The 11,847-nt window shown below is 69.1% G+C and carries 14 protein-coding genes and 1 tRNA gene; 6 read left to right on the forward strand and 9 right to left on the reverse strand.

Going from position 1 to position 11,847, the window contains the following annotated elements:
* Nucleotides 1-15: 15 nt before the first annotated feature.
* The 3 genes from pth to KF709_12450 form a co-directional block, all read right to left on the reverse strand.
* Nucleotides 16-588 (reverse strand): aminoacyl-tRNA hydrolase, encoded by a 573-nt coding sequence (gene pth / locus KF709_12440; protein MBX3175218.1) that lies wholly within the window; start codon nt 586-588, stop codon nt 16-18.
* Nucleotides 589-624: 36 nt separating this feature from the next.
* Complete coding sequence (locus tag KF709_12445) at nt 625-1,275, reverse strand: 50S ribosomal protein L25/general stress protein Ctc (protein ID MBX3175219.1); 651 nt, start codon at nt 1,273-1,275, stop codon at nt 625-627.
* A 93-nt stretch (nt 1,276-1,368) separates the two neighbouring features.
* Nucleotides 1,369-2,322: a ribose-phosphate pyrophosphokinase gene (locus tag KF709_12450; protein MBX3175220.1), complete on the reverse strand. Its 954-nt coding sequence runs from the start codon at nt 2,320-2,322 to the stop codon at nt 1,369-1,371.
* A gap of 176 nt (nt 2,323-2,498) precedes the next feature.
* Here KF709_12450 and rfbA point away from each other — a divergent pair, with 176 nt between their 5' ends.
* The 4 genes from rfbA (at nt 2,499) to rfbC (ending at nt 6,023) form a co-directional block, all read left to right on the forward strand.
* A complete protein-coding gene (gene rfbA, locus KF709_12455) occupies nt 2,499-3,380 on the forward strand; it encodes a glucose-1-phosphate thymidylyltransferase RfbA (GenBank protein ID MBX3175221.1) in 882 nt (293 codons plus the stop codon).
* Nucleotides 3,377-4,447, forward strand: a complete 1,071-nt coding sequence (gene rfbB, locus KF709_12460; protein ID MBX3175222.1) for a dTDP-glucose 4,6-dehydratase — start codon at nt 3,377-3,379, stop codon at nt 4,445-4,447. The genes rfbA and rfbB overlap by 4 nt, the downstream gene beginning before the upstream one ends.
* A gap of 67 nt (nt 4,448-4,514) precedes the next feature.
* Nucleotides 4,515-5,378 carry a dTDP-4-dehydrorhamnose reductase gene (rfbD, locus tag KF709_12465; GenBank protein MBX3175223.1) on the forward strand — a complete coding sequence of 288 codons (864 nt, stop codon included), beginning with the start codon at nt 4,515-4,517 and terminating at the stop codon, nt 5,376-5,378.
* A gap of 78 nt (nt 5,379-5,456) precedes the next feature.
* On the forward strand, nt 5,457-6,023 hold the full coding sequence (gene rfbC, locus KF709_12470; GenBank protein MBX3175224.1) for a dTDP-4-dehydrorhamnose 3,5-epimerase: 567 nt from the start codon (nt 5,457-5,459) through the stop codon (nt 6,021-6,023).
* 8 nt (nt 6,024-6,031) lie between these two features.
* Here the strand turns inward: rfbC and KF709_12475 are convergent.
* The 5 genes from KF709_12475 to KF709_12495 all read right to left on the reverse strand — a co-directional run bounded on the left by KF709_12475 (nt 6,032) and on the right by KF709_12495 (nt 10,479).
* A tRNA-Gln gene (locus KF709_12475) sits at nt 6,032-6,102 on the reverse strand.
* Between the two features lie 17 nt (nt 6,103-6,119).
* The gene (gene ispE, locus KF709_12480; protein ID MBX3175225.1) at nt 6,120-6,998 is read right to left on the reverse strand and encodes a 4-(cytidine 5'-diphospho)-2-C-methyl-D-erythritol kinase; all 879 of its coding nucleotides are present in this window, start codon (nt 6,996-6,998) and stop codon (nt 6,120-6,122) included.
* Entirely contained in the window at nt 6,995-8,038 is a 1,044-nt protein-coding gene (locus KF709_12485) for a flippase-like domain-containing protein (GenBank protein ID MBX3175226.1), read from the reverse strand. The genes ispE and KF709_12485 overlap by 4 nt, the downstream gene beginning before the upstream one ends.
* Before the next feature lie 5 nt (nt 8,039-8,043).
* Nucleotides 8,044-9,681 carry a hypothetical protein gene (locus KF709_12490; GenBank protein MBX3175227.1) on the reverse strand — a complete coding sequence of 546 codons (1,638 nt, stop codon included), beginning with the start codon at nt 9,679-9,681 and terminating at the stop codon, nt 8,044-8,046.
* Nucleotides 9,682-9,744: 63 nt separating this feature from the next.
* On the reverse strand, nt 9,745-10,479 hold the full coding sequence (locus KF709_12495; protein ID MBX3175228.1) for a pyridoxine 5'-phosphate synthase: 735 nt from the start codon (nt 10,477-10,479) through the stop codon (nt 9,745-9,747).
* Nucleotides 10,480-10,506: 27 nt separating this feature from the next.
* On the opposite strand from KF709_12495, the gene KF709_12500 reads away from it, so the two are divergent.
* Complete coding sequence (locus KF709_12500) at nt 10,507-10,983, forward strand: hypothetical protein (GenBank protein ID MBX3175229.1); 477 nt, start codon at nt 10,507-10,509, stop codon at nt 10,981-10,983.
* Here the strand turns inward: KF709_12500 and mce are convergent.
* Nucleotides 10,980-11,390 carry a methylmalonyl-CoA epimerase gene (gene mce, locus KF709_12505; GenBank protein ID MBX3175230.1) on the reverse strand — a complete coding sequence of 137 codons (411 nt, stop codon included), beginning with the start codon at nt 11,388-11,390 and terminating at the stop codon, nt 10,980-10,982. The genes KF709_12500 and mce overlap by 4 nt on opposite strands.
* Nucleotides 11,391-11,500: 110 nt before the next feature.
* Between mce and trxA the strand changes: the two genes are divergently transcribed.
* Nucleotides 11,501-11,827: a thioredoxin gene (gene trxA / locus KF709_12510; protein MBX3175231.1), complete on the forward strand. Its 327-nt coding sequence runs from the start codon at nt 11,501-11,503 to the stop codon at nt 11,825-11,827.
* The last annotated feature ends 20 nt before the right edge of the window (nt 11,828-11,847 follow it).

The following is an 11,847-nucleotide window of genomic DNA, read 5'->3' on the forward strand; positions in this document are numbered from 1 at the left end:
TTACTGTGGTGAACGTCAGCGGTTGAACGCGTTCATCACGCGCAGAATGCCTTCCGCGGTCCAGAGGCGCAGGGCCTCCTCGAGGGTGGGGAGCAGGTCGCGAACGGTCGCGGCCTCCGCCTTCCCGAACCGATCCAACACGTAGTCGGCCAAGTCGCCGATGCGCCGCTGCGGGTCGCTAGGTCCGACGCCGATCCGCAGCCGCGCATACTCCTGGCCCTTGAGCGCCTGCTCGATGCTCTTGAGCCCATTGTGCCCGCCGGCGGAGCCGCGGGCCCGGAACCGGTAGGTCCCGGTCTCCAACTGCACTTCGTCCGACACGACCATCAGGTCGGTGGCCGCGGCCCAGAAGGGGCGCCGCAGCCAGGGCTTGAGGACGGCACCGGAGAGATTCATGAAGGTCTGTGGCTTGACCAGCCGGACCTTGATGCCGTCCACGGTGCCCGAGGCCGTCATCGCCTCGCCGTCCTTTCGCCATCCGTCCATCCGCCACTGGTCGGCCAGGTGGTCCAGCATCCACCAGCCGACGTTGTGGCGCGTATCGGCGTACTCCTGCCCGGGGTTGCCGAGCCCGAGGATGACCTTCATCGCGGGACCCTGCGCGCCAGCGGGCGGACGAGGGTCTTACTTCTCCTCGGCCTCGTCCTCGTCCTTCGTCTTGCGGATGAGCTCCGGCTCGGCGGCCGCAGCTTCCTCGGTCGCGGCCGGCGCGGCCTCGACCTTCGGGGCAGCGCAGACGCAGAGCGTGGCCTCGGCATCGGTGAGCAGCTCCACGCCTTCGGGGAGAGGCACCTCACCCGCGTGGATGGAGTGGCCGATGGTCAGCGGCGTCACGTCGACATCGATGCGCGACGGGATGTTCGACGGATCCACCGAGATCTCGAGCTCGTGGAGGATCTGGTCGAGCACGCCACCGCCGTGCCGCACGCCGTCGGGCGTGCCCACGAAGTGGATCGGCACCTCGACGGAGACCTTCTCACCGGCGACGAGTTCCTGGAAGTCCACGTGGATGATCTGCTTCTTGAACGGATGGCGCTGGATCTCGCGGATCAGCGTGCGCGCCGTGCCGCCCTCGATGGCGAGCTCGATGACCGTGCTCTGGTAGGGCACCTTCTCGAGCAGCAGCGTGAGCTCGTGCGCGTTCAGCGACAGCGACTGCGGCTCGCGGGCGTGTCCGTAGATGACCGCGGGGACCTCACCGGCGGCGCGCAGCTTGCGGGCGACACCCTTGCCGGTGGTCGAGCGGGACTTGGCGTTCAGGTTGGCGGTAGCCATTGCTTCGGTTCCTTCTGGAAATGTTGTGGTCGGTTACGTGGGTTCCCGGCGAATCCGGACCAGCGCCGACCTACGGTGCTGCAACAACTGTCACTACTCGAAGAGCGAACTCACACTCTGGTCGGAGTGCGTAAAGCGAATCGCCTTCGCCAGCAGTTCGCCCACCCCCAGCACCGTGAGGGAGGGGAAACGCCGGTCCTCCGGGATGGCGATCGAGTCCGTCACCGCGACTTCGCGGATCGGGGCGTTCGACAGCCGTTCGACGGCGGGACCCGAGAGCAACGCGTGCGTCGCGCAGACGTAGATGTCGCGCGCGCCGAGTGCCTTGAGGGCCTTCGCCGCCTCCGAGACCGTGCCCGCGGTGTCGATCATGTCGTCCGCGAGGACGCAGTCCCGGCCTTCCACTTCACCCACCACGTTCACCACCTCGGCCACGTTGGCCGTGGGGCGACGCTTGTCGATGATCGCCAGCGAGGCGTTGAGACGCTTGGCAAAACCACGCGCCATCTTGGCCGAGCCGACGTCCGGCGCGACGACCACCGGGTCCACGAGTCCCTTCTTCCGGTAGTGCGCCGTGAAGACGGGGGCCGCGTAGAGGTGGTCCACCGGGATGTCGAAGAAGCCCTGCAGCTGGTGAAAATGAAAATCGAGTCCGAGGATGCGGTCCGCACCCGCGGTGATGATCATGTTCGCCATCAGCTTGGCCCCGATGGCGACGCGTGGCTGGTCCTTGCGGTCCTGCCGCGCGTAGCCGAAGTACGGGATCACACAGGTGATGCGTGCTGCCGACGCCCGCTTGGCCGCGTCCACCAGGAGCAGCAGCTCCATGATGCTCTCGGCCGGCGTGTTGGTCGGCTGTACGATGAACACGTCCGCCCCGCGCACATTCTCGTCGAGCCGCACAAACACCTCGCCGTCGGCGAAGCGCGTGACCGTGGCCTTCGAGAGTTCGACGTCCAACTGCTTGGCGATGCCCTCGGCGAGGGCACGGTTCGCATTCCCCGTGAGGATGCGAAAGCCGTGTACGGGAACTGCAAGTCCGTCCATCGGAAGTCGAGTGGGTGTAAGAGGCGAACGCCGTTGGAGATAGCCTGTGTCCACGTCCCTCGAAACGAGGGGTCGCGGGACAGCCTCGAAAGCTACGGCAACCCGGCCCAAAATGGCAGGGGGAAGGCCCCGGGCGGAGTGGCTCGGCCGGGGCGCCGTCGGTATCCTTGGGGACGATGAAAGGCATCCTGCTCGCCGGGGGGGCCGGGACCCGCCTCGCGCCGATGACGCGGGTGGTCTCCAAGCAACTGCTCCCGGTCTACGACAAGCCGCTGGTCTACTATCCGCTGAGCACCCTGCTGCTCGGGGGCGTGCGGGACATCCTGGTCATCTCCACGCCCGAGGACCTGCCGCGCTTTGAGGCTCTGCTGGGCGATGGAGCGCCGTGGGGGATCTCGCTGCGCTACCAGGCGCAGGCGGCGCCGGAGGGGTTGGCGCAGGCGTTTGTGCTCGGCCGCGAGTTCGTCGGCCGCGACCCGGTCAGCCTGATCCTCGGCGACAACCTGTTCTTCGGGGCAGGGATGGGGGCGCGGCTTCGGAACGCGGTGCGTCGCGTGACGGACAGCGGCGGGGCGACCATTTTCGGCTATCCGGTGCGGAACCCGGAGCGCTATGGCGTCGTCGATGTGGATCGCGAGGGGCGCGTGCGTGGGATTGTCGAGAAGCCGGCCAAGCCCGCGTCGAGCGTCGCCGTGACCGGGCTCTACTGCTATGACAATCGCGTGCTCGACATCGCCCGTGACCTCAGGAAATCCGGGCGCGGCGAGTACGAGATCACCGACGTGAACGCGGCGTACCTCGCCGATGGCTCGCTGACGCTCGAGCAACTGGGGCGCGGCATGGCCTGGCTCGACACCGGCACGGTGACGGCGATGCAGGAAGCCGCGCAGTTCGTCCAGGCCATCGAGGCACGGCAGGGGCTCAAGATTGGCTGCCCCGAAGAGGTTGCGTTCCGCATGGGATTCATCACGCGGGAGCAGTTGGAGGCGTTGGCCGCGCCGTTGGCGACCAGCGAGTACGGGCAGTACCTGCAGCGGGTCGCGGCGGAGCAGGCGTGACGACGATTCTCGTCACCGGTGCTGCCGGGTTCATTGGCGTGAATACGGTGGCGTGGCTGCTGCGCGAGCAGCCGCAGGTGACGGTCATCTCGTACGATGCCTTCACCTACGCGGCGCATCCCGAGAGCCTGGCGATGGTGACGGCCGGGCACGAGAGCCGGCACTTCCTCATTCGCGCCGACGTGCGTGATGGCGACGCGCTGCGTCGGGTGCTCGCGGGCGAGGCACGCGATGCTGCCGGCCGCGCGGTGCCGCGCCCCGACACGGTCTGGCACCTCGCCGCCGAGACGCACGTGGACCGCTCGATCCTCGATCCCGCGGTGTTCGTGGACACGAATGTCATCGGCACGCTGCGGCTGCTAGAGGCGCTGCGGGAACGCGGCGATGCGGGACAATCGCTCCGGTGCGTGCACGTGAGCACGGACGAGGTCTACGGCTCTCTCGGGCCCGACGAGGCACGCTTCACCGAGTCGCGCGCGCTCTCGCCGAGTTCGCCCTACGCCGCGTCGAAGGCCGCGGCGGACCTCTTGGTACAGGGTTGGGCCCAGACCTTCGGGATCAACGCCGTCATTACGCGCTGCTCGAACAACTACGGGCCGTTCCAGTTTCCCGAGAAGCTGATTCCCCTGATGGTCACGCGCGCGCTCGCCGGCGAGTCGCTGCCCGTGTACGGCGATGGGCGTCAGGTACGCGATTGGCTGCACGTGTCGGATCACGCCGCCGCGCTGTGGGCGGTATCCGAGAGCAAGGCTTCCGGTGGCCACGTGTTCAACATTGGTGCGGATGGCGAGCGCGAGAATCTCGCGGTGGTGCATTCGATCCTCGACGCGCTGGGGCGTGATCACTCGCTGGTGAGCCACGTGCGCGACCGACCCGCCCACGACCGCCGCTACGGGATGGACGCGACGCGACTGCGTGCGGAGCTCGGTTGGTCTCCACGCGTGCCCTTCGAGCGCGGCCTCGCCGAGACGGTGCAGTGGTACGTGGAGCACGAGGCCTGGTGGCGCGCAGTGCAGCGCGAGGCATCCCGTGCGGCCGAGGCGCTCTACGTGACGCCAAGGGCGTGACATCGCGCCGTTCGGGCACTCGCGGCGTGCCGGTGGCGCGCGCGGCGCGGCCGCTGCCGACCCGCGTATGAAGGTCCTCCTCTTCGGTGGCACGGGCTTGCTTGGCTCGGCGCTTCGCGATTCAGTTCCGTCCGGTGTGACGGTGATCGCGCCGCCGCGTGGCGAGCTCGACATCACGAATGAGAACGCCGTAGCCGCTGCCGTCTCTGCCGCGCGACCTGATTGGATTGCGGTCTGCGCAGCGTACACGGCGGTGGATCGCGCCGAGTCCGAGCCGGAGCTGGCTCGCGTGCTGAACGCGACGGCGGTCGCCCACGTCGCGCGCGCGGCGGCAGATGTAGGCGCGCGCGTGTTGTTGCCGAGCACCGACTACGTGTTTCAGGGCGATCCCGGCCGCCCCTGGCGCGAGGATGACGCGCCCGACCCCCACGGTGCCTACGCGACATCGAAGCGCGACGGTGAGTTGGCGCTCGAGGCCAGCGGTGCCGCGCACGTGATTGTGCGGACGAGTTGGGTGTTTGGGCCCGGCCGCCGCAGCTTCCCGCGCGCAATGTGGGAGCGGGCCATTCGCCGCGAGGCGGCGCGCGTGGTCGCCGATCAGCGGGGCACGCCAACGGCTGCGGTTGATCTCGCTAATTGGTGCTGGACGCTTATGGCGTCCGAGGCGCGTGGTGTCTTGCACGGGAGCAATCGCGGTGAGACCACGTGGTTCGAGGTGGCACGACGCGCGTTCGCACACGCGGCATTCGCCGAGGGCGTCACACCGGTCGCCAGCGCGGACTTCCCGACGCCGGCGCGTCGGCCGCTCTACAGCGTGCTGGACTGCTCGCGGCTCGATGCGCTGCTCGCCGCGGCAGGCGCGCCACCGCGGCGCTCGTGGGAGGACGCGCTGGACGAGTATCTTGCCACGCTCAAGCCGAACGACTCGTGACGGCGCGAGCATCACAACGCCTTTGCGTCCATCAACTCCGCTAACTCGCTGCCTCCAGCCCTCGCTCTCGTCGCCCGAATGCCCGTCACCCTCGAGCCCACCGACATCCCCGATCTCGTGATTGCGCGCGTCACAGCGTATCCCGACGCGCGTGGCTCGTTTCGCGAACTGTTCCGGGCCGACCACTTCGCGGCGTCCGGTTTGCCGTCGCAGTTCGCACAGATGAATCACTCACGCTCGGCGCTTGGCGTGGTGCGTGGCCTGCATTTCCAGTTTGAGCCGCCGATGGCCAAGCTGATGCGCGTGGCGAAGGGGCGGGCGTTCCTCGTCGCCGTGGATATCCGCCGCGGCAGTAAGACCTGTGGGCGCGCGTGGTGGCGCGAGACGCGGGCAGACGAAGACCTATGGGTATTCGCGCCGGCAGGGTTTGCCCGCGGGCTGCAGGCGCTCGAGGATGGCACAGAGGTGGAGTACCTCTGCACCGCGACCTACTCCGGTGCCGGCGAGGCGGGCATCCGCTTCGACGATCCCGCGCTGGGGATCCCCTGGCCGCTCACTGCGACTGAAGTCTCCCCCAAAGACCGAGCGGCCCCGACGCTCGCCGAATGGCTCGCGGGGCCGCAGGGTGGGGTGTTCGCCGTCTAGCTGAAGAGTTGCCCCTGGTGGATTCGAACCACCATTCTCGCATCCAAAGTGCGATGTCCTGCCATTGGACGAAGGGGCAGTACCACTGCGGGGAAGCTAATCGAGCAGCTTCACCTGTGCGACGCTCGTGGACGTCCGCGTGTGGACGAGCGTGGTGCCGTCGGGGAAACCGCTGGGTTCGGGCATCGGGCGGCGATCGAAGACGCCGAAGGCCGTGGAGCCGGAGCCGCTCATCCGCGCGATCTTCGCGCCCGCCGCGGCCAGACGCTCCACGCATTGCTGCACGGCCTCGTGCCGCGCGAAGACCACGGGTTCGAGGTCGTTAATCGCCAGCGGCGCGATGTTGTCCCAGCGGTCGAGGTCGTCGAGTGTGAGCGGCGGCGGTGCGGCGGCCGGGGTGCCATCGCCTTGGGCGGCGTGCCACTTGAATGCCGCCGCCGTTTCGACACCGAAGCCTGGCAGCGCGAGCAGCACCTCGCGCGCGGGAAGCGGGCGTAGCGCGAGCAGGCGCTCGCCGCGGCCCCAGCCCAAGGCCAGTGCGGCATCCGTGGCGAGGAAGGGCACGTCGGCGCCGAGTTGTAGGGCCAGCGACATCAGGCGGGCGCCGTCCAGCGGCTTGGGCGCGAGTGCGTTCAGCGCGCGGAGCACGGCACCGGCATCCGCGCTGCCGCCGCCCAGTCCGCCACCGGCCGGGATACGCTTCTCGATCTTGATGTCGAACCCCGTCGGCCAGCCAGCGGCCTCGGCGAACGCGACGGCCGCGCGAAAGGCGAGGTTGCGTTCCGCGGGGAGGTCGACGCCGGGGCAGTCCAGCGTGCGCGCGGACGTATCGGTGGCCACGCGCACCGCGTCCGAGAGATCGATGCGGACGAATAGCGATTCAAGCTGGTGATAGCCCGACGCTTCGCGCGCGAGCACGCAGAGTCGCAGGTTGAGTTTTGCCTGCGCGTCGACGCTGGCGGCGGTCGCGGTCACGCGTCGGGGCCCTGCGCCTCACCGACGTGCGCGGCCTCTTCCTTCGCATCCTTGATGTCCGCCAGGTGCAGGTCGAGTCGCGAGAAGTACCAGGCCCCGAGCACCGTGATGGGGATGAACGAGAGCAGGTGGAATCCCAGCGCCCAGCTGACCGCATCCGCGTCGCTGACGCCGTACAACGAGAGTCCTGCCTTGCCCGCGAGTTCAAAGATGCCGAAGAATCCCGGCGCCGAGGGCAGGGACACGCCGATGCCGATCAGTCCCTGCGTGAACAGCGCGGCCGAGAACGGCGCGGCAATCGCGAGCGCTTTGAAGCCCAGCCAGAACGCGAAGGCGTTCATCAGCCAATGCAGGATGGCCCACCAGAGGACCTCGAGCGCCAGCTTCGGATCGCGCATCACGCCGAGGCCACCGATGGCGCCTTCGAGCATGCCGCGGATCTTCGGCGCCAGTCCCGGCAGCACCGCGCCCCAGATGCGATCGGAGAGGGCCAGGAAGAACGTGGGCGCGTAGGCCAGCAGCGCGAGCACCACGAACACGGCCGCCAAGACCGTCGCCGCGGAGGCGGCGATGCTCCAGGCCGTGGCGCCGAACACCGTGGCGTCGGCGGGGAAACGCGGATCCATCGTGGCCAACAGCATCAGGCCGAGCACCACCGTCCCGTCGAACAATCGATCCACGGCCAGCGAGGCGAACGCGGCGGTGAATCGTAGCTCACGCCGCTCGCGCGTGAGCGCGTAGGCGCGCGCCGGCTCGCCCGCGCGCATCGGCAGCACGTTGTTCACCATCATGCCGATGGCCGTGCCGCGCCACAGCGGTCCCAGCGGCAGGCGACCGGCCACCGGAGCCAACAGCGCCTGCCAGCGCCGCGCGCGCAGCGGAAAGATCAGCGTCGCCGCGACCGTCGACGCGATCCATAGCGGAATGCTCGAGGTCGAGAGCACCGTCCAAACCTCGTGCAGGTCCACGCCACGCAGCGTGAACCAGAGCAGCAGGACACTGAGCGCAATGCCGAGCAGTCCGCGCCATCCGAGGCGCACGCGGCCTACTCCACCGCCGCGAGCTGCAGCAGGTCGTAGAGTTCGGCGAGGGTGTCGTCGTCGGGCGTGCTGGCGGCCTGCCGCAGCGTCTCGCCGATCTCGATGGCGCGCCTGAGCGCGTCCTTCCCGCGGTAGAGCAACTCCTCGATCGGGATGACGTCGTCGTCCTCGCCGATCACGGGATCGGCGAGCCGCACTTCGTCGAGCGGCGCGAGTCCGGCGATGCCCACGGCGAGCAAGTCGCGCAGGGCGGCGCCGGAGGGCGGCGAGCCGGCACCACCGGCATTGCCAACAGCGGGCATCGACGCGGGTGTTGCGGTTCGCGTCGCGGCCGGCGTCGGCGTGCGGGTGGCTGTCGAGCCACGGGCGGGGGTGGGCATACGCTCCGCTCCTACGGCCGCCATCTCACCGGACGACGCGCGTTTGGCGACCACAGCGGCGACTGACGGCGTCATCGCGCGCGGGCGCTCGGTGGCCAGGGAAGACATCAAGGCCGCGAAGTCGGCGTCGAGCGTGTCCGGCGCGGCATCACTCGCGCTCAGGCGCTGCGCGGCGCGATCCAGCACGCCGAGCGTCTCCGGCTGCAATGCCGCGGCGCCGCGTTCAGCGGCCAGGAACAACTCGGCGATCGGCGTCGCGCCGAAACTCTGTGCAGCGCGGGCGAGACTGCGCACCGCCGCGCGCACCTCGCGCGTAAGCCGCTCTTTCGTGGCGCCATCCTGCGCGCGGCCACCATCGTGCACGAGGCGCCGCAGATGCTCCGCCTGGCTGACGACCTCGAGCCGGAATCGCTGCGCAGCCGTCGTCGGCGGGTTGGGCGCCGCCTGCACGGCGTCCGGCACGTCCTCCAGCAGCGAGGCAATCGGCACCACGTGGTCGGCGTCCTGCTGCGCGCCAAGTGCGGCAGCGGCGAGCGTGAACTCCTGCACGGCCGCCGAGTTGAGCGGCGGCGCTCCACCCATCCGGATGGCGTCGCCGCCTTCGAGCAGCACCTTCGCGGCGGTGCGCAGCAGCCGACGACGTTCGGCGGTCGCTTCGGTGAGCCCGAGCTCCAGCGGCTTGGCCGCCGCGTCCACGGCGTCCACGACCTCGGCCAGCGGCGGCAGGTCGGCCAGCGCCGCCACGCCGCGCAGCGCGCGCACCTTGCCCATCACCAGCGTGAAGTGCTGCGGCGAACCCGGGCTCTCCACGTACTCGAGCAGCGCCGCGGCCGCCTCGGCCGCCGCCTTCGCCAGATAGTTGCTCGCCTTTCGCGACTCCGCCGAGGCACTCTCCGGCTTGGGCGCGATGCGCTCGATCTCATCCACGCGCGCGGCCGCACGCTGCGTCTGCGCCGAGCCCCAGTTGCGCACGCCACGGATGAGGATTTTGGCGTCGTCCACCGCGGCGATCGCGACCCCACGGGTCTCCGTGTCCCAGGCCAGCTTGCCGTCGCGCACCTGCTTGGCGAGGCGCTCCATTGCGGAGGCCAACTCGGCGATGCCATCCACCTTGGCCATCGTGGCGCTGCCGCGAAGGGCGCGCAGTGCCCGGGCGAAGGGCTCGGGTTCCGGCGGCGACGACGTGGCCCGCGACACCAGGCCGTCGAGCTGCTCGACGTATTCGCTGGCTTCGAGGGTGAAGAAGTCGAGCAGGCCGCTCATCGCGTCTCCATAGGAACGCTAAGGTTCGCCCGCCGACCGCCCGTGGTCAACGGGGCGACGGGGCTAGCCGCGCGCACGGTCCATGGCCTCGCGCATGGCCCGCACGGCCTCGGCAAGGCCGACGAAGACGGCGTGACTGACAATCGCGTGCCCGATGTTGAGTTCCTCGCACTCGGGGATGGCCGCGACCGGCCCAACGTTCTCGAGCGTGAGCCCGTGGCCGGCGTGGACGGCGAGGCCACGCGCCTTGGCGTCGCGGGAGGCGTCCTGAAGCGCGCGCAGGTGCTCGGGCTGCTCCGGGTGGTGACAGTAGCGTCCGGTGTGCAGTTCGATGGCGGGCACGCCAAGCTCCGCGGCGCGGGCGATCTGCCGGAGGTCGGGGTCAATAAAAAGCGATGTGCGGATGCCGGCGGCGCCGAGCGCGTCGATGGTGGCCTGCAACCTGGCGGGGTTGGCGAAGAGGTCGAGCCCGCCCTCGGTGGTGATCTCCTCGCGCTTCTCCGGCACCAGCGTGACCTGGTGCGGCTTGAGCGCGATGGCGATGCCGGTCATCTCCGCGGTGGCCGCCATCTCCAGGTTGAGCGGCGTGCGCACGACCTTGGCCAGGCGCTCGACATCGCGGTCCTGGATGTGTCGTCGATCTTCGCGCAGGTGCACGGTGATGCCGTCCGCGCCGGCATCCTCACAAATCTGCGCGGCGGCGACCGGATCGGGATAACTCGCGCGTCGCGCCTGCCGCAATGTCGCGACGTGATCGATGTTGATGTAGAGGCGCTGCGCGGGCATCTTGTCGGACATCCTTTCCTTCATCGCAGAGGGTCAATCGTGAGACGCGTGTTGCCGATCGGGGCGTTGCTGCTGGCAGTGGTGGTCGCGGGCGCGTGCCGGCGCTCGACTGGTGGGGGCGACACGGGTACACGGACGTCGCCGGAAGCGGTGGTGCAGTTCCTCGATGCCGCGCGGGCGCGCGACCTCGACCAGATGTCTGCGGTGTGGGGCAACGCGGCACGCCCGACGCGTGACGAGGTCAGCCGACAGGAGCTCGAGCAGCGCTTGCTGGTGATGATCTGCCTGCTGCGGCACGATGAGTCTCGGTTGGGCGTGGCGTCGCCGGGTGAAGCGGGGCGGCAGGTCTATCGGGTGGAGCTCAAGCAGGGCGACAAGCTGGCAACGACGACCTTCACGACCGTGCAGAACGCGCGGACGAACCGCTGGTTTGTCGAGGAGTTCGACCCGCGCCCGCTGCGGGACTTCTGTAGTTCACCAAATGCACCCGTTCGACCGGGTTCCGGTCGGGATTAATATTCACTGAGTTCGACGAGCACGCCGTTCGTGGCGCGCGGATGCAAAAAGGCGATGCGCTTGCCCTCGGCGCCGATGCGCGGTGTCTCGTCGATGAGTTGGATGCCCTGGGCCTTGCAGCGCGCGAGCGTGCCGTCGAGGTCGTCCACGGCGAAGCAGATGTGATGGATGCCGGGTCCTCGCTTGGCGAGGAACTTCCCGATGGGGGAGTCGGATTCTTTAGGCTCAAGCAGTTCGACGAGGGATTCGCCGGCTGCGAGGGCTGCGATGCGGGCCCCGTCGGCGTCGTCGACGGGAACCTCGGGCAGGCCGAGTAGGTCGCGGTAGAAGGGCAGGATCGCCTCGAGGCTCTCGACGGCGATGCCGAGGTGGGCGATGCGGGTGCCGCGCGGAGTGGAAGCAGACATAGCAAGGTGTGGACGGTGCGTTCGGCGACCGCAGTCGCATCGAGCAAAAACGTAATCGCGGAAGTGGCCGGCGCGAGCGCCGGGCTCCGCATCATAAGGAGAGGGAGCCGATGTCGAAGACGATGGCCGTGACCGACGACTCGTTCGCGAACGAAGTGGAGCAGCACAAGGGACTCGCCGTGGTGGACTTCTGGGCCACCTGGTGCGGCCCCTGCCGGATGATCGCGCCGATCCTCGAGCAGCTGAGCGAGGAGTTCGACGGCCGCGTGAAGGTGACCAAGCTGGACGTGGACGCCAACCAGAAGACGGCGATGCGCTTCCAGGTGCGCTCGATCCCCACGCTGCTGTTCTTCAAAGACGGCAAGCTGGTGGACCAGGTGATCGGGGCCGTGCCGAAGCCGGCGCTGGCCGCGAAGTTCGAGCAGCACGCCGCCTGACGCGCTAAGTTCGGGGGGCG

This window comes from Gemmatimonadaceae bacterium (genome assembly GCA_019637445.1).
Lineage (GTDB): Bacteria > Gemmatimonadota > Gemmatimonadetes > Gemmatimonadales > Gemmatimonadaceae > Pseudogemmatithrix.

Bases quoted from the DNA above. Each gene is read 5' to 3' on its own strand.
- pth (MBX3175218.1), bottom strand. From the start codon at position 588: ATGAAGGTCATCCTCGGGCTCGGCAACCCCGGGCAGGAGTACGCCGAT.
- KF709_12445 (MBX3175219.1), bottom strand. From the start codon at position 1,275: ATGGCTACCGCCAACCTGAACGCCAAGTCCCGCTCGACCACCGGCAAG.
- KF709_12450 (MBX3175220.1), bottom strand. From the start codon at position 2,322: ATGGACGGACTTGCAGTTCCCGTACACGGCTTTCGCATCCTCACGGGG.
- rfbA (MBX3175221.1), top strand. From the start codon at position 2,499: ATGAAAGGCATCCTGCTCGCCGGGGGGGCCGGGACCCGCCTCGCGCCG.
- rfbD (MBX3175223.1), top strand. From the start codon at position 4,515: ATGAAGGTCCTCCTCTTCGGTGGCACGGGCTTGCTTGGCTCGGCGCTT.
- rfbC (MBX3175224.1), top strand. From the start codon at position 5,457: ATGCCCGTCACCCTCGAGCCCACCGACATCCCCGATCTCGTGATTGCG.
- KF709_12490 (MBX3175227.1), bottom strand. From the start codon at position 9,681: ATGAGCGGCCTGCTCGACTTCTTCACCCTCGAAGCCAGCGAATACGTC.
- KF709_12495 (MBX3175228.1), bottom strand. From the start codon at position 10,479: ATGTCCGACAAGATGCCCGCGCAGCGCCTCTACATCAACATCGATCAC.
- mce (MBX3175230.1), bottom strand. From the start codon at position 11,390: ATGTCTGCTTCCACTCCGCGCGGCACCCGCATCGCCCACCTCGGCATC.
- trxA (MBX3175231.1), top strand. From the start codon at position 11,501: ATGTCGAAGACGATGGCCGTGACCGACGACTCGTTCGCGAACGAAGTG.